This window comes from Lacinutrix sp. MEBiC02404, from assembly GCF_053601575.1.
Genome location: NZ_JBSHNV010000093.1, coordinates 1 through 17,239, shown reverse-complemented (window position 1 = coordinate 17,239; position 17,239 = coordinate 1). Strand labels below are relative to the sequence as shown.

Sequence of the window (17,239 nt, the reverse complement as noted above, 5' to 3'; positions counted from 1 at the left end):
AGTACATGAATTTTGATTTTCTTTCACCAGTTTCCGATTTAGTTTTAGCGCATAATGAATTATTGCCAGTACAGGCTTTAGGTAGAAAATTAAAAATACATTCTAAACAAGAAGGTATTCCGGAGTTAGATGGAGTACGTCTTGCTATATTAGGAGTGCTGGAAACTAGAAATGATGTAGACTATATTGGCGAAGATTTCAACTTAAACGAAATTCGCAAATCCTTCTATGCACTTTTTCCTGGTAGTTGGAATACCAGTATTGCCGATTTAGGTGATATTAATAAAGGAGAATCTGTTGAAGATACATACTTCGCTTTAAAGACTACCATTACTATTTTAGTCGAAAAAGGAATTATACCAATTATCATTGGAGGAAGTCAAGATCTAACCTACGCTAATTATCGTGCGTACGATGATATTATACCAATGGTTAATATTGTTAATGTAGATTCTAAATTTGATTTAGGAGATTCTGCTAAACCAATTAAAAATAAAAGTTTTGTTGGTAAAATAATATTAGATCAGCCATTCAATTTATTTAATTATTCGGCAATTGGTTATCAAACCTATTTCAATTCGCAAGAAGAAATAGATTTAATGGAAAAACTGTATTTCGATGCATATCGTTTGGGTGAAGTATCTAATGATATTACCGTAGTAGAACCTATAATGCGAGATGCAAATATTGTAAGTATAGATTTAGGCGCTATAAAGTCTTCCGAAGTTAGTTTAAATCAAAGAGTATCCCCAAATGGTTTAGACGGTAAAGAAGTCTGTGCTATTTCACGTTACGCAGGAATAAGCAATAAAGTAACTTCTTTTGGTCTTTGGGAATATAAACCCTCTAAAGACGATGAAATAAGCGCTATGCTTATCTCTCAAATTATCTGGTATTTTATAGAAGGTGTAAATTATAGAGTAAAAGATGATGATTTTAAAGATGAAAATAATTATCAAAAGTTTATTACACTTATAGAAGATCAAGATTTAGTTTTTTATAAAAGTATAAAAACAGGTAGATGGTGGATTGAAATACCTTTTTTAAACGAAGTGAATAATAAATTAAAAAGACATACGTTATTACCATGCATGCATCAAGATTATGTAGATGCTTGCAACAATATTATACCAGAGCGATGGTACAAAGCCTTTCAAAAGAATTGCGTATAGATTAAATAACGAAATAAAATAATAGTTTTGTCGTTTAAATGTTTTATTTTTACGACGAACAGTATTTTTTTATGACAAAAAAGTTGTTTTTTAAAAAATATATAAATATGTTTACGCTCTTAAATTTTGAGCATAGAATAATTAACCTCGAGTATTCAATAAATATGAAGAATTTTCTTTTATTAACAGTAGTTTTAGCATTCCTTACAAGTTGTGGTTCTGGAGACAGAGGTCAACTAGTAGGTGTTAAAGGAAAAAAATGGCATCCAGAAAAACCTTATGGTATGGAATTAATTCCTGGAGGAGCATTTATTATGGGTAAATCAGATGATGATTTAGCTGGGATTCAAGATGCACCAACTAAAACGGTTACAGTAAGATCGTTCTATATGGATGCAACGGAAATCACAAATAGTGAGTATCGTAAGTTTGTACAATGGGTTAGAGACTCTACCATTAGAACAAAACTTGCTATACTAGCCGATGAAGTAGGAGCAACTCCTGGTGATGGTGGTATTGGTGATTTTGCATTTAAAGATGCAGATCCAGAAAACATGAATGCTTACGAGCAATACATGTATGACAATTACAGCGGAATGGGTGAAACTGGTTACGAAGGAAGAAAATTAAATCACGATGTAGATTTACTTTTTGACACTTCAGAATATCCAGATGAATACTATGTCGAAGTAATGGATACCATGTATTTACCTATAGAGGAGTCTTATAACGGACAACGTACTTGGGATGTTAAAAAATTCAAATTTCAATATACATACATGGATATTGAAAAAGCTGCAAAAGCGAAGAATAAAGGGAAAAAAAGATCTGAATTCATTATTACAGAAGCTGTAGAGATTTATCCAGATACTACCGCTTGGATTAGAGATTTTGCATATTCGTATAACGAACCAATGCACAATGATTATTTCTGGCATGATGCGTACGGAGAATATCCAGTAGTAGGTATTTCTTGGAAACAAGCAAAAGCATTTTGTGAGTGGAGAACTTTATACCACAATGCATATAGAAAAGAAAAAAAGCAACATTTTGTAAATGAGTATAGATTACCATCGGAAGCAGAATGGGAATATGCAGCAAGAGGAGGCTTACAAGGAGCAACTTTCCCTTGGGGTGGACCTTATGCTAAAAATGATAGAGGATGTTTCATGGCAAACTTTAAACCTTTAAGAGGGGATTATGCAGCAGATCAAGCTTTATACACTGTAGAAGCGAAATCGTATGACCCTAATGACTTTAATTTATATAACATGGCTGGTAACGTATCAGAATGGGTAAGTGCTTCTTACGATCCTGGTTCTTACGAGTATGTTTCTACAATTAATCCTAGTGTTAATGATGTAAATAACCAACGTAAAGTGGTTAGAGGTGGATCTTGGAAAGATGTTGCCTACTATTTACAAGTAAGTTCTAGAGATTATGAATATGCAGATTCTGCAAGAAGTTATATTGGCTTCAGAACCGTTCAAGATTATATGGGAACAGATGTAACCGCGAACGCTAGATAAGATTAATAACCAATTAATAATAATTTAATAACCAACTAAAGTAGAAATACTTAACTAAAAACTAAAATTATGGCACAAAAAGGTAAAATCACAGTAACTAATATGATCTACGGATTAGGAGCAGCAATTGTAATCGTTGGAGCTTTATTTAAAATTCAGCACTGGCCTTATGGTTCTGAAATCCTAACATTAGGTATGATTGTAGAAGCTTTAGTATTTACGTATTCTGCTTTTGAAAGACAATCAAGTGATTTAGACTGGTCTTTAGTGTATCCTGAATTATCAGGAGGTGCTTCATTAGGAGGTAAAAAATTAAAAGAAGAGCCTAAAGATGCAGAAGGTTTACTTTCTAAAAAATTAGACAACTTATTAAAAGATGCTAAAATTGATGGAGAATTAATGGCAAGTTTAGGAGCAAGTATCAAGAATTTTGAAGGTGCTGCTAAAGGAATCTCTCCAACAGTGGATGGAATTCAAGCACAAAAGAAATATAGCGAAGAAATGTCTTTAGCTGCTGCACAAATGGAGTCTTTAAATAGTCTTTATAAAGTACAAATGGATAGCGCTAGCAGACAAGCAACTATTAATGAAGAAGCTGTTGAAAATGCAACTAAATTAAAAGAGCAAATGCAATCTTTAGCTTCAAACTTATCTTCTTTAAACGGAGTATATGGTGGAATGCTTTCTGCAATGAACAAAAACTAATTAGTATTATTAACTAATATTTATTAACCAATAAAAACTAATTAAACATGGCAGGAGGAAAAGCATCCGCAAGGCAGAAAATGATTAACTTAATGTATTTAGTATTCATCGCAATGATGGCTATGAATATGTCTAAAGAAGTACTTTCAGCATTCGGACTGATGGAAGCGAAATTCGCTGATTCTAATGAAGCTACAACAGAAAGAAATGATAAGTTACTAGCAGAATTAGAAATTAAATCTGATGAAAATCCGGAAGAATTTAAAATGCCTGCTGCAAGAGCACAGGAAGTTAAAATCGCTTCAGATAAATTTTACAAGTATATTGAATCTTTAAAAAATGATCTAGTAAAAACTGGTCAATATAAACTAGACGAGCAAGGTAAGTTACCATTCGAAGCAATGGATAAAACCGACATCTTAGATGAAGCTTGGTTTACAGGAGATCGTTTAACGAAGAAAGGTCAAGAAGTAATGGCAAATATTAATGTTTACAAAAAAGCGATTAATGACATTCTTGCTAAAGATGAAAGTTATAGAGGTAGAGCGCAAGCTTTCGCTAAAACATTCAGTACAGAACAAGTTCCTAACAAAGATGGAAAAAAGATTGATTGGTTAGCATATAACTATCAAGGTTTTCCAGCTATTGCATCGTATACTAAGTTAACAGCAATGCAAAATGATGTTAAAGTAACAGAATCAGATATGTTTAGCCTTTTCTTAGGAAACATTGTTTCAGAAGCGACAACATTAAATAACTACAAAGCAATCGTATTGGCAGATAAATCCGCATTTTTTGCTGGTGAGAAATTCCAAGGTAGAGTTGTTATTGGTAAGTATGCAAATGTTGCACCTACTAAATTAAGTGTTCAAGGTAATGAAGTAGATTTATCGAAAGCTATTGATTCCACTGGAGCAGCTACTTTAGATTTCAACGTTGGAAATGTTGGTGAGCACCAAATAGAAGGTAAATTTACTTTTATTGAAAATGGTAAGGAATTAGAAATCCCTATCGTTAATGCAAACTACGTTGTTGTACCAAGACCAAACTCTGCAACTATATCTGCAGACAAAATGAATGTTGTTTATCGTGGTGTAAGTAACCCGATGACTATTTCTTTTGCTGGAGTGCCGGACAATAAAGTAAATGCTACTGGTGCAGGTTTAAGTAAAGGATCTGGAATAGGTAAATACAACATGGTACCAACTACAGGGAAAGAAGTAACTATTAACGTTACTGCTAAATTGGATGATGGTACTCCTGCTTCCGATAGAAAAACATTTAGAATTAAGGATATCCCTAAGCCTTCTGGTCAAATGGCTGGAAAAACAGGACAATTTGGTTTACCAAGAAACAATGTAGAAATTGGTAGAGTAGAAGCTGTATTAGAAGACTTTGATTTCGATTTACCTTTAAGAGTAACATCGTTCAAATTTAAAGTACCTGGTTCACCAAGTGTTACTTGTCAAGGTAACAAACTTAACTCACAAGCTAAGTCTGCTTTACGTAAAGCAAAACGTGGTTCTGATGTTCAAATATTTGATATTAAATCAAGTAGTAATGGACCAAGAATTAAGCCAGCAGCACCAATTATTATAGAGTTATCTAACTAAACCAACTTTATAGTATTATTAATTAAAATTAATTATTGTAAGATGAATTATAGATCTTTTTTATTAACCATTTTTAGTGTAGCACTAACAACTACAGGTTTTTCGCAAGCAAATATTTTAAATGCGAAAACTCCGCAAGAGATAGGCGTTAGAACGGAAGCACAGAAAGCTGTAGATAATGATAAACCATTAGAATACGGTTATGTAGATGATAGAGACATTATGTACTCTAAAATGACTTGGGAAAAAGTGGTTTTAGATGAGCGTGTAAACTTTTCTTTGTATTATCCAATTGATACAAACAACATAGGAAGCAACAGACGTTCTCTATACGATGTTTTAACAAAAGCAATCCGTGAAGGTAAAATAGAAAATGTATACGATGATTCTTACTTTACAGCAAAACGTAGTATTAAAGATTTAAAAGATATAACTTCTAAAGTGGATACTTTAGATATTGGTTATGATCAATTAAATGCAGATGGTTACGTAGATGCAGAATATATTACGAAAAGAGAAATCTCTTCTTATGATGTAAGTGCATATTTAATTAAAGGTCTTTGGTATTTTGATAAGCGTCAAGGCGAACTTAAATATAGATTATTAGGTCTTGCTCCAGCAGCAGCCGATGTAAACTTTATTGATAGTGATGATGAAGCTAACAAAGAACCAAATCCTTTATACTGGATATTCTTTCCAGATGCAAGAGATATTTTGCATGAAGCAAAAGCATTTAATAATAAAAACAGTGCTGTGCCATTTTCGTTCGATCACATTTTAAACGCAAGACGTTTTAACGGTTATGTGTATAAAGAAGAAAACGTTTATGGAGATAGAACAGTAGATGAATATATTACTGAAAATGCTTTAATGCAACTTTTAGAATCGGATAGAATTAAAGATAAAATCAGAAACTTTGAAATGGATATGTGGTCTTATTAAATCACATTTTTAAATAATGGAAACGCTCACTACCGATAAAAAGGAAGTGAGCGTTTTTTTATTACCATAAATCTCGAAGGCTTTAAAACAGTATATTTGCAATTCATTTTAATACTTATTTCTTGAAAGTAGATTACATAATAGTAGGTTGTGGTTTAGCCGGAATTCATTTCTGCGAGCAATTAAAAGCAAATAATAAAACCTTTGTGGTATTAGATAATAAATCGCAACACGCTTCTGTAGTCGCTGGCGGTTTATATAATCCGGTAATTCTAAAACGATTTACTTCGGTATGGAAAAGCCAAGAACAATTAGAATTGGCGCTACCAATCTATGAAAAATTAGAAAAGGATTTAAAGGTTACTTTAGATTATAAGACACCAGTGTATAGACGTTTTACTTCTGTTCAAGAACAAAATGATTGGTTTACTGCTTCCGACAAGCCAGAACTGGCCCAATATCTTTCCTCAGAACTTATTAAAAATGAAAACCAAGCAATCGATGCTACTTTTGGCTTCGGAAAAGTTTTAGGAACCGGAAGAATAGATACGAAACTATTAATTCAAAGCTATAAAAAGCACTTACTAGCACGTAACGAGTTGTTGGAAGATACTTTTAATTATGAAGCATTAATTATAAAAGATACGATGCAGTATAAAGATATAAGCGCTAAGCATATTGTCTTTGCGGAAGGTTTCGGAGTGAAAAATAATCCGTTCTTTAAAGAACTTCCTTTAAAAGAAGTAAAAGGAGAATTATTAACTATCCATGCTCCAGATTTAAAAATAGACTTTGTATTAAAAGCAGGTGTGTTTCTAATTCCTATAGGAAACGATTTATACACGGTTGGTGCTACCTATGATTGGAAAGATAAAACGAACAACATAACAGCAGAAGCCAAAGAACAGCTCTTAAAAAAGCTTAAAACGTTCTTGAAATGCGAGTTTAAAGTGGTGCATCAAGTAGCAGGAATTAGACCAACGGTTACTGATAGAAGACCGCTTGTTGGGCAACACGAGATACATAAAAACATGTATGTGCTTAATGGTTTGGGGACACGTGGTGTTATGATAGCGCCTTATGTAGCAAAACAACTATTAGATTGTATTGAAAACAATATTGCCTTAGAAAAAGACATTGATATTGCAAGGTTTAAATAGGTAATGTATTTCTAGTAACAATAACCTTGTCTTCGAATAAGAAACTGCGTTAGCGATTGCAATGATATCCTTTTTACTAGAATATAAATTTCCTTAGTAATTACAGGGTATAAAAGTAAAAAGATTTAATGGAAAGCGCGACCCTTGTGGTAACGCCCAAATACTTATTGCTTTTTTACTGCATTCTTATCAAAATGGACAAACATATTGATCCATATATTTCTGGATACACGCATTATTATAGGAGCAAAAATAATTAATGTTCCTACTATAGAAGCAAAAACATAATGAATAGAAGCTTTTAGAAAAACCCCGCTAATTACAGCAGCAGCAACAGCAAAAGCAATACCAACAGCATAACTAACATACATGGCACCATAAAAAAACGATGGCTCTATCTTGTATTTGATACCACAATGCGAGCAATTCTCGTTCATGGTTAATGTCTTTGATAAGTGATACGGATTGGTATCGCAATACATAGATTCTTGATGACATTTTGGGCAAGAACCCGTTAAAATACTATATAATTTAGAACCTTTTTTAAACATATAATTTATGTACTTTTGCAAACCGGTTACGGAATGCGTTCCTTAGAACAAAGCTAGCCATTATTTATTAAATTAAAGTAACAATTGTTACCAAACTATGCTTAACATACACAATCTATCTATATCTTTTCAAGGCGAATATTTATTCGAGGAAATTACATTCAAATTAAATTCTGGCGATCGTGTTGGTTTAATAGGGAAAAATGGCGCAGGGAAATCTACCATGCTTAAAATTTTATCTAAAGAGTTAGAACCGGATTCTGGTCAATTAGCAGCAGATAAAGATTTAAAGATTGGATTTTTAAAACAAGATATAGATTTCGTTTTAGGAAGAACAGTACTGGAAGAATCGTACCAAGCCTTTACCGAAATTAAAAAAATAGAAGCACAGTTAGAAGAGATCAATACACAACTTGTAGAGCGTACCGATTACGAAAGTGAAGGATACAATCAAATAATGATTGATCTTAACGATTTACAACATCAATTCGAAATACTTGGTGGGTATAACTATCAAGGGGAAACCGAAAAAATATTACAAGGTCTTGGTTTTAAACGCGAAGACTTTAACAAACTTACCGATACTTTTTCTGGAGGTTGGAGAATGCGTATTGAACTAGCAAAACTATTATTACAAAATAATGATTTATTGCTATTAGATGAGCCAACCAATCACTTGGATATAGAATCTATTATCTGGTTAGAAGGCTTTTTGAAAAATTATACAGGTGCAGTGGTTATTGTTTCGCATGATAAAATGTTTTTAGATAATGTCACTAATCGTACTATTGAGGTTTCCTTAGGAAGAATTTACGATTACCCAAAACCATACACGAAGTATTTAGTGCTGAGAAATGAAATTAAAGCACAACAATTAGCATCTCAAAAAAATCAGCAAAAACAGATTGAGCAGACTGAAAAGTTAATTGAAAAATTTAGAGCCAAAGCGAGTAAAGCAACCATGGCGCAATCGCTAATAAAAAAGCTCGACAAAATTGATAGAATTGAAGTTGATGAAGACGATAATTCTGTAATGACTTTAAATTTTCCAGTATCTATAACACCAGGAAAAGTGGTGGTAGAAGCAGATAAGATTTCTAAAAATTACGGGGAAAATCAAGTATTATCCGAAGTGAGTTTAATGATCGAACGGGATGTTAAAACTGCATTTGTTGGTCAGAACGGACAAGGAAAATCTACGCTTGCTAAAATTTTGGTTGGCGATTTAAAACACGACGGAATATTAAAACTTGGTCATAACGTACAGATTGGTTATTTCGCACAAAATCAAGCAGAATATTTGGACGGTAGCAAAACCGTTTTAGATACCATGATTGATGCTGCAAACGAAACCAATAGAAGTAAAGTCCGTGATATTTTAGGTTCGTTTTTATTTCGTGGTGACGAAGCAGAGAAATACGTAAGAGTACTTTCTGGAGGGGAACGTAACCGTTTGGCACTTGCAAAATTAATGTTGCAACCGTTTAATGTGCTTATTATGGATGAGCCAACCAATCACTTAGATATTAAATCTAAAAACGTGTTAAAAGATGCGTTAAAGCGTTTTGAAGGCACACTACTTTTGGTTTCGCATGATCGTGATTTCTTACAGGGATTAACCGATACGGTTTATGAATTTAAAGACGAAAAAATAAAGAAATATTTAGGGGATATAGATTATTACTTAGAGCAACGTAATGTGGAAAATTTACGTGAAGTAGAAAAACGTACCGTTATAAAATCAGCTCCTAAAGAAAAGAAAACCCAGTCTTACGACGACCAAAAGAAGCTGAAATCTTTAAACAACAGGTTGAGTAATACCGAGTCTAAAATAAATCAGTTAGAAAAAGAAATTAAAGAAGCAGATGTGGAACTTGCTGTAAATTATGACGAAGTTTCTTCTAAGCCAGGTTTCTTTGATACCTACCAAGGTAAAAAAAATACCCTTACCAAACTCATGCAAGAATGGGAAGATATCACGTTGAAACTAGAAGATTTCGCATAAGTTTTTTGGGTTTTCTTTAACATTTATCCGTTAAACTATAGCATAGTTTTGTAGTCTAATTACAAAACTATACCAATGCGCAAAATTATACTATCTATTATAGGTGTTCTACTTATAGTTGGCTCCTTCTTATTTGCTAAAAAATTAATAGCAGACAAGAATAAACCAAAGCCAGTTAAAGCTAAAGTTGTAAAAACTATTTTTACAGACACAGTACAAAATAGCACCATACCAATAGTTATTGCAGCAAATGGTAGCCTGGAAGCGAAACGCAGATTAGAAATCTATGCAGAAGTGCAAGGGATTTTTAAATCTGGAAACACTTTATTTAAACCCGGACAAGAATACCGAGCAGGACAAACTTTAATTAAAATTGATGCTGCAGAATATTACGCAAGTGTACAGTCTTCCAAAAGTAATCTGTACAATTCTATTGCTGCTATCATGCCCGATCTTCGTTTAGATTTTCCAGATATCTTTGATAAATGGCAAAACTATCTTACTAGTTTTGATTTAGATAAAACAACACCAAAGTTACCTCAAATGACTTCCGATAAGGAAAACTACTTCATTACAGGAAGAAGTATTGTGTCTAATTACTACAACGTAAAAAACTTAGAACAACGTTTGGCTAAGTATTACATCTCTGCACCTTTTTCAGGAATTTTAACCGAAGCGTTAGTAACGGAAGGGACATTAATTAGAAGCGGACAAAAACTAGGCGAGTTTATAGATCCTACGGTGTACGAAATGGAAGTCGCTATTAGTAAAACCTACGCTAATTTGTTAAAAGTAGGAGAAGATGTTGCCTTAAATAATTTAGATAAAACCGAAACCTATACTGGTAAAGTATCGCGTGTTAACGGAAGTATAGATGCTACCACACAAACCATTACTGCGTATATAGAAGTGAAACACGCCAATCTAAAAGAAGGAATGTATTTAGAAGCGAATCTAAATGCAAAACAAGAAAGTGATGCTATCGAAATAGATAGAAACTTACTTTTAGAAAGTCAGCAAATATTTGTCGTTAAAGATAGTTTGTTAGATGTACTAGATGTGAAACCTGTATATTTTTCGGAAACAAAAGTAGTATTGAAAAACGTACCTAACGGAACTATTATTCTTAAAAAGTCAGTTCCTGGTGCCTATGCAGGAATGTTAGTAAAAGCTTTTGAGGAAAAAAGTAATACCAAAGACCAACAGTAAACATGAGAAAACTAATAACGTATTTTATTAAGTATCACGTAGCTGTTAACATATTTATTTTTGCTTTTCTTGTTTTTGGAATTCTAGGAATACTATCCTTAAAATCTTCCTTTTTTCCTTTAGTAGAATCTAAAATAATTAACATTAGTGTTACCTATCCTGGAGCTTCCCCTCAAGAAATTGAAGAAGGGATTGTGCTTCAAATAGAAGATAATCTAAAAGGTTTAAAGGGTGTCGATCGTGTTACTTCGGTATCTAGAGAAAACAGTGGAACCATTACGGTAGAAACCGAAAAAGGGGAGAACATTGACTTCATGCTATTGGAAGTTAAAAATGCAGTAGATCGCGTGCCTTCTTTTCCTTCCGGAATGGAACCTTTAATTGTAGCGAAACAAGAGGTGGTTAGAGAAACCATTTCCTTTGCTTTAAGTGGGGATGATATTCCGCTAGCTACTTTAAAACAATTAGGAAGGCAAGTTGAAAATGATTTAAGAGCTATTGAAGGTATTTCTCAAATAGCAATTTCTGGTTATCCAGATGAAGAAATTGAAATCGCAGTAAATGAAATTAGTTTGTTAGCCTATAATCTAACCTTTACTGAAGTTTCGCAAGCCGTAAGTAGAGCTAATATTTTAACCACTGGAGGAACTATAAAAACGGATGCCGAAGAATATCTTATTCGAGCAAATAACCGTTCGTATTATGGGGATGAACTTTCTAATGTAGTTGTTCGTGCTACCAATGATGGTAAAGTTATTCGTTTAAAAGATGTGGCTATTATTCGTGATCGTTTTTCAGAAACGCCAAATGCGACGTATTATAATCAGAATTTATCCGTAAATATTACGGTAACGAGTACGAATAACGAGGATTTAATATCTTCTGCAGAAAATGTGAAAACGTATATTGAAGGATATAATCAAAAGCATAATAATGTACAATTAAGTATTATTGAAGATCGTTCAAAAACACTTAAACAGCGTACCAATTTACTAGCCGAAAATGCGGTTGTAGGAATGCTGTTGGTGTTAATCTTTTTATCCCTATTCTTAAACACACGTTTGGCGTTTTGGGTAGCCTTCGGATTGCCAATTTCGTTTTTAGGAATGTTTATGTTTGCAGGACAATTTGATGTTACTATTAACGTCTTGTCGCTTTTCGGAATGATTATCGTTATTGGTATTTTGGTAGATGATGGTATTGTTATTGCCGAAAATATCTACCAGCATTACGAAAAAGGAAAGTCGCCTATCGACGCTGCTATTGATGGTACTATGGAAGTAATTCCTCCAGTAGTTTCCGCAATTATAACAACGCTTTTAGCCTTTTCTTTATTTTTATTTTTAGATAGTAGAATTGGTGAATTTTTTGGTGAAGTTTCCGTAATTGTAATACTTACTTTAGTCGTTTCCTTAGTCGAAGCATTAATTATTCTTCCTGCGCATTTAGCCCATTCTAAAGCCTTGAGAAAACCAGTTATAGATGAGAACCCTTCAAAAATGAAACAGTTTTTCTCTAAAATGCGAGTAATAAATAAAGCAGGAGATAACTTTATGATCTTCTTAAGAGATAAAGTATATGCACCTGCTATTACATTTGTTTTAAATTTTAAATTACTCTCTTTAGGTATTTTTCTGGCTTTACTAATTTTAACTTTTGGAGCTATTGGTGGTGGCGTTATTGGTATGACCATATTTCCTTCGGTTGCAAGTGATAAAGTGACTATAGAATTAGATATGCCAAATGGTACAAATGAAAAAATAACAGATTCTATTATTTCTATGATAGAAGAGAAAGCGTTTATCGTTAATCAAGAGTTAACCGAAAAATATTTAAAAGGAGAAGATAAAGAGCTTTTTGAAAATACGATTTTAACTATAAGTAGTAGTTCTAGTGCGAAATTGCAGATTAATATGTTGCCAGGAGAAGAAAGACCAGACGCCATAAAATCAGATTTAGTAGCAAATAGATTACGAGAATTGGTTGGTCCTGTTATTGGAACAGAACGTTTAATTTTTGGTTCTGGTGGTAATTTTGGTGGTAGTCCTGTTTCGGTTTCCCTTTTAGGAAATAATATTGAAGAACTTAAAGCTGCAAAAATAGAGTTGAAAGAGGTTTTAGCGTCTAATCCGTTATTAAAAGATATTGAAGATAATGATCCTGCCGGAATTAAGGAAATACGTATCGAACTTAAAGAAAGTGCTTACCTATTAGGTTTAAATTTAAGTACGGTAATGGCGCAAGTGCGTTCTGGCTTTTTTGGTACACAGGCACAACGTTTTCAAAGAGGACAAGACGAAATTCGCGTTTGGGTACGTTATGATAGAAGTAACAGAGCATCTATTAATAATCTAGATGACATGCGAATTGTAACACCGACCGGAGAACGAGTAACGCTTAAAGATATCGCTTCGTACACTATTGAAAGAGGTGATGTTGCTATTAACCATTTAGAAGGGCAACGCGAGATAAAAGTTTCTGCAGATTTAAAAGATCCAAGTACAAGTACAACAGATATTTTAGCCGACTTGAAAGGGGTAACCATGGTAGAATTGAAATCTAAATACCCAACTATTTCTGCATCTTTTGAAGGACAAAACAGAGAAAGTGAAAAACTAAATAGTTCTTTAGCAAAGGCAGGGATTCCTATTTTATTCCTTATTTATATTGTCATTGCTTTTACGTTTAGAAGTTACAGTCAGCCAATCTTACTAATTCTATTAGTTCCTTTTAGTCTTACGGCTGTAGCCTGGGGACACTGGATGCTCGGTTTTTCTGTAAATATATTATCCCTTCTAGGTATTATCGCGCTAATTGGTATTATGGTAAATGATGGCCTCGTACTTATTGGTAAATTTAACTCTAATTTAAAGGAAGGTTTAAAGTTTGATGAAGCGCTTTTAGACGCAGGAAAATCTCGTTTTAGAGCCATTTTCTTAACCTCATTAACTACCGTTGCAGGTTTAGCGCCTTTGCTTTTAGAAAAAAGTAGACAGGCACAATTTTTAAAACCTATGGCAATTTCCATCTCTTTTGGTATTGCATATGCAACGATTTTAACTCTTTTGGTTTTACCGCTATTCTTATCTTTTAGTAATAGTATTAAACAAAAAGTAAAATGGTTAGCAACAGGGAATGAGGTAACCAAAGAAGAAGTAGAAAGAGCTATTAAAGAACAAAAGGAAGAAAATGAACATTAAAATAATAACATTATGTTGCTTTATAGGTTTAGGTACTTGCTATGCACAGCAAGAGCTTAGTCCAGAAGATGCCGTGAATTATGTGTTAGATAATAACTACGGAATTAAAATAGCAAACAAGAACTTAGAGGTTTCCGAAAATAATACTACTATTTATAATACTGGGTTTTTACCAACGGTAACCGGTAATGCCGGAGCGACTTATAATTTAGATAATAATGAATCACAATATTCAGATGGTAGACCCGATGCTGTTTTAAACGGTGCAGAAAGTTCTCGTTATAATGCTTCTTTAGATGTCAATTATACCTTGTTTGATGGTTTAGGAAGGAAATATAACTACAAGCGATTAAAAGAGCAATACCAATTATCGGAATTGCAAGCACGTGAAACTATAGAAAATACCATAATAGAGTTGTTTTCTATTTATTATAATGTGGCGCAACTTTCGGAAAATGCAACTACTTTTCAGCAGACTTTATCTATTTCTAAAGATCGTTTGGTACGCTCGGAATATCAATTTGAATATGGCCAAAACACAAAACTAGAAGTTTTAAATGCCGAAGTGGATATTAATAACGACAGCATTAATTTAATCAATACCAAGCAGCAATTAAACAATACCAAAAGGGATTTGAACTTTGTAATGGGAAATCAGGTTGCCGACGATTTTACTGTGAAAACAGAAATTAATTTCCTACTAGATATTAATAAAGCCGATTTGTTAGAAAAAGCTAAATCTAGAAACGTAGCGTTATTACAAGCCGATAAGTCTATTCAAATATCTAAATTAGATATTAAAACCGGGAAGTCTTCTTATTTACCAACTTTAGGATTAGTAGGTTCTTATGGTTGGAACAAAAGCGATAATAATGCAGCATCTTTTGTTGCGGTATCTACAAATACAGGGCTATCTGCCGGACTGAATCTAAGCTGGAATATATTTGATGGTGGAAGCACTTTAATAAGAGTAAAAAACGCAGAAGTAGCCTTAAAAAATCAAGAGCTTCAAAAAGAGCAAATACTGCTTTCTTTAGAACGTGATTTTAATAATGCTTGGGACGATTACCAAAACAAGCTTACTATTTTTCGAGTACAAGAAAATAATATAATTACTGCTCAAAATAATTTTGATCGTTCGCAAGAGAAATTCAAAATCGGACAAGTAAATTCTATCGAATTTAGACAAGCACAATTAAATCTGTTGAATGCAGAATTAAGTAGAAATCAAGCAAAATATCAAGCGAAACTCTCTGAATTACAGGTGTTGCAGCTAAGTGGTGAGTTGCTGAATATTGCATATTAAGAAGTTTCGTTTGGTTTGAGTGTGCATTTCGTCGAATAAATTTGTTTTTTATCTAGTTATCAGTTAGTTTCGTATAGAATTAATTCCAAATCTATTCCTTATGAAGACTTTAAAACTAACCCTATTATGTCTTTTTGTTAGTCTGATGATGCATGCTAACGTTTCGCAAACCGAAAAAGAAGCTTTAGTAGCATTATATACTGCAACTAATGGAGCGCAATGGAATACCACTTGGGACTTAGAGCAACCAATTACAACTTGGCATGGCGTTACTGTCAAAAACGATAAAGTGGTAGGTCTTAATCTACACATGAATAACTTGCAAGGAACACTTCCTCAAGAAATTGGAAACCTTATATATCTTCAAAAAATAAACTTAGGTTTTAATAAATTAGAAGGTAATTTGCCAGTAGCATTCTTTAATTTAAAAGAATTGAAATCGGTAAAGCTATTTGTAAATGCTTTTGAAGGAAATATACCATCCGAAATTGGTTCGTTAACTAAACTAGAAGTCTTAGAATTATTTAGTAATACATTTTCTGGTGAAATTCCTTCCGCTATAGGAAACTTAAAAAACTTAAAAACATTGGTGTTAGGAAGTAATTTCCTAACAGGTGCTATTCCAACCGAAATTAGCCAACTAACAAAATTAGAAGTATTAAGCTTAATCGATAATAAATTGGATGGTGAAATACCTGCAGAAATAGGTAGCCTTGTAAATCTTAAAGAACTTGTTTTAGCTAGTAATGCGTTAACAGGGAATTTGCCAATAGAACTAAATAACCTTACGCAACTAAATACTATTATGGTAAGTGGTAATAAACTGAATAAGGATATGGTTAGTATTATTGATAGAGAACCAGCAGATATACAAATGAAATTACATTTTGTTACAGACACAGCGTTAGCAACAGAAGAAGATTAATACTAATATTTAGATATTTATTAAATAGGCAAAATTTATTTTGCCTATTTTTATTTTATGGAAGAACACTTTTTTCAATGTCCTTATTGCTGGCAAGACATATCCATGTTGCTAGATAATAGTATCTCTAATCAAACATATATTGAAGATTGCGAGGTCTGTTGTAACCCTATTGAAATAAAAGCACAATTTATTAACGCAGAACTTGCTGGTTTTCAGGCAGAAAATATAGAACAATAAATTTTTTAAAAAAAGGCTTGTAATATCTAAAAAGCGTTGTATATTTGCAGTCCGAAACAATTTGGTCGCCATTATGAAGCGAAAGTTAAAAGCTAAGTAAGTTGTTTTATTTAAAATCGCGGGATAGAGCAGTAGGTAGCTCGTCGGGCTCATAACCCGAAGGTCACTGGTTCGAGTCCAGTTCCCGCTACTAAGAAAGCCAGATACGAAAGTGTCTGGCTTTTATGTTTTAGATACGGCATCACGCTATTTTACTAGCGTATGGTATATAAGGATCAATTCCGTGGTATTTCGCTTAAAGATTCGTGTTTTGTTGCATGGGCAAGTGAAATCATGTTGGTTTTTTATCTAAAAAAGGCATGTAGGGAGCTTATCTAATAGCTATATTATTTTTTAAATACAAAGTAATACGTGGATACATCGCTGCATTCAAGGTCCTAACGCAACAAACGTTGCTTTTTTTTTAGTTTATACTAAGCTACATTTTTTAGTTCAAAATCCATAATTTCTTGATGAGTTTTATAACCTATTATTTTCCGAAGTCTATTGTTAAGTTTTTCTTGAATACTCATTAGTGATTTTTCATCAATTTGATTGAAGTCAGTTCCTTTAGGAAGGTATCTTCTAATAAGTCCATTTGTATTTTCATTAGTTCCTCTTTCCCAGGAAGAATATGGATGGG

The 17,239-nt window shown here is 33.1% G+C and carries 14 protein-coding genes and 1 tRNA gene; 13 read left to right on the top strand and 2 right to left on the bottom strand.

From position 1 onward, the window contains the following. Positions 1–5 precede the first annotated feature (5 nt). The 6 genes from ACVCXO_RS00710 (at position 6) to ACVCXO_RS00685 (ending at position 7,121) form a co-directional block, all read left to right on the top strand. On the top strand, positions 6–1,172 hold the full coding sequence (locus ACVCXO_RS00710) for a formimidoylglutamase (protein ID WP_452227679.1): 1,167 nt from the start codon (positions 6–8) through the stop codon (positions 1,170–1,172). 164 nt (positions 1,173–1,336) lie between these two features. Next, entirely contained in the window at positions 1,337–2,701 is a 1,365-nt protein-coding gene (gene porK / locus ACVCXO_RS00705; protein ID WP_452227678.1) for a type IX secretion system lipoprotein PorK/GldK, read from the top strand. A 69-nt stretch (positions 2,702–2,770) separates the two neighbouring features. Further along, complete coding sequence (gene porL / locus ACVCXO_RS00700; protein WP_452227677.1) at positions 2,771–3,406, top strand: type IX secretion system motor protein PorL/GldL; 636 nt, start codon at positions 2,771–2,773, stop codon at positions 3,404–3,406. Positions 3,407–3,453: 47 nt separating this feature from the next. Continuing rightward, positions 3,454–5,019 carry a type IX secretion system motor protein PorM/GldM gene (gene porM, locus ACVCXO_RS00695; protein ID WP_452227676.1) on the top strand — a complete coding sequence of 522 codons (1,566 nt, stop codon included), beginning with the start codon at positions 3,454–3,456 and terminating at the stop codon, positions 5,017–5,019. 42 nt (positions 5,020–5,061) lie between these two features. Continuing rightward, positions 5,062–5,961: a type IX secretion system ring protein PorN/GldN gene (gene porN, locus ACVCXO_RS00690; RefSeq protein ID WP_452227675.1), complete on the top strand. Its 900-nt coding sequence runs from the start codon at positions 5,062–5,064 to the stop codon at positions 5,959–5,961. A gap of 122 nt (positions 5,962–6,083) precedes the next feature. Next, positions 6,084–7,121, top strand: a complete 1,038-nt coding sequence (locus ACVCXO_RS00685) for an NAD(P)/FAD-dependent oxidoreductase (RefSeq protein WP_452227674.1) — start codon at positions 6,084–6,086, stop codon at positions 7,119–7,121. Positions 7,122–7,285: 164 nt separating this feature from the next. On the opposite strand, the gene ACVCXO_RS00680 is transcribed toward ACVCXO_RS00685, so the two are convergent. After that, positions 7,286–7,672: a DUF983 domain-containing protein gene (locus ACVCXO_RS00680; RefSeq protein ID WP_452227673.1), complete on the bottom strand. Its 387-nt coding sequence runs from the start codon at positions 7,670–7,672 to the stop codon at positions 7,286–7,288. Between the two features lie 97 nt (positions 7,673–7,769). Between ACVCXO_RS00680 and ACVCXO_RS00675 the strand changes: the two genes are divergently transcribed. The 7 genes from ACVCXO_RS00675 (at position 7,770) to ACVCXO_RS00645 (ending at position 16,747) form a co-directional block, all read left to right on the top strand. Then, positions 7,770–9,677: an ABC-F family ATP-binding cassette domain-containing protein gene (locus tag ACVCXO_RS00675; RefSeq protein WP_452227672.1), complete on the top strand. Its 1,908-nt coding sequence runs from the start codon at positions 7,770–7,772 to the stop codon at positions 9,675–9,677. 75 nt (positions 9,678–9,752) lie between these two features. After that, positions 9,753–10,886 carry an efflux RND transporter periplasmic adaptor subunit gene (locus ACVCXO_RS00670; RefSeq protein WP_452227671.1) on the top strand — a complete coding sequence of 378 codons (1,134 nt, stop codon included), beginning with the start codon at positions 9,753–9,755 and terminating at the stop codon, positions 10,884–10,886. Positions 10,887–10,888: 2 nt separating this feature from the next. Further along, a complete protein-coding gene (locus tag ACVCXO_RS00665) occupies positions 10,889–14,086 on the top strand; it encodes an efflux RND transporter permease subunit (RefSeq protein WP_452227670.1) in 3,198 nt (1,065 codons plus the stop codon). Continuing rightward, positions 14,076–15,392: a TolC family protein gene (locus tag ACVCXO_RS00660; RefSeq protein WP_452227669.1), complete on the top strand. Its 1,317-nt coding sequence runs from the start codon at positions 14,076–14,078 to the stop codon at positions 15,390–15,392. Before ACVCXO_RS00665 ends, ACVCXO_RS00660 begins: the two co-directional genes overlap by 11 nt. Positions 15,393–15,492: 100 nt before the next feature. Beyond that, positions 15,493–16,317 carry a leucine-rich repeat domain-containing protein gene (locus tag ACVCXO_RS00655; protein ID WP_452227668.1) on the top strand — a complete coding sequence of 275 codons (825 nt, stop codon included), beginning with the start codon at positions 15,493–15,495 and terminating at the stop codon, positions 16,315–16,317. Between the two features lie 57 nt (positions 16,318–16,374). After that, entirely contained in the window at positions 16,375–16,557 is a 183-nt protein-coding gene (locus tag ACVCXO_RS00650; RefSeq protein WP_203457952.1) for a CPXCG motif-containing cysteine-rich protein, read from the top strand. Positions 16,558–16,674: 117 nt separating this feature from the next. Then, positions 16,675–16,747: transfer RNA gene (locus ACVCXO_RS00645), tRNA-Met, on the top strand. A 283-nt stretch (positions 16,748–17,030) separates the two neighbouring features. Here ACVCXO_RS00645 and ACVCXO_RS00640 read toward each other — a convergent pair. Beyond that, positions 17,031–17,239, bottom strand: a 209-nt coding sequence (locus ACVCXO_RS00640; RefSeq protein WP_452227667.1) for a transposase, incomplete at its 5' end; no start/stop codon positions are given.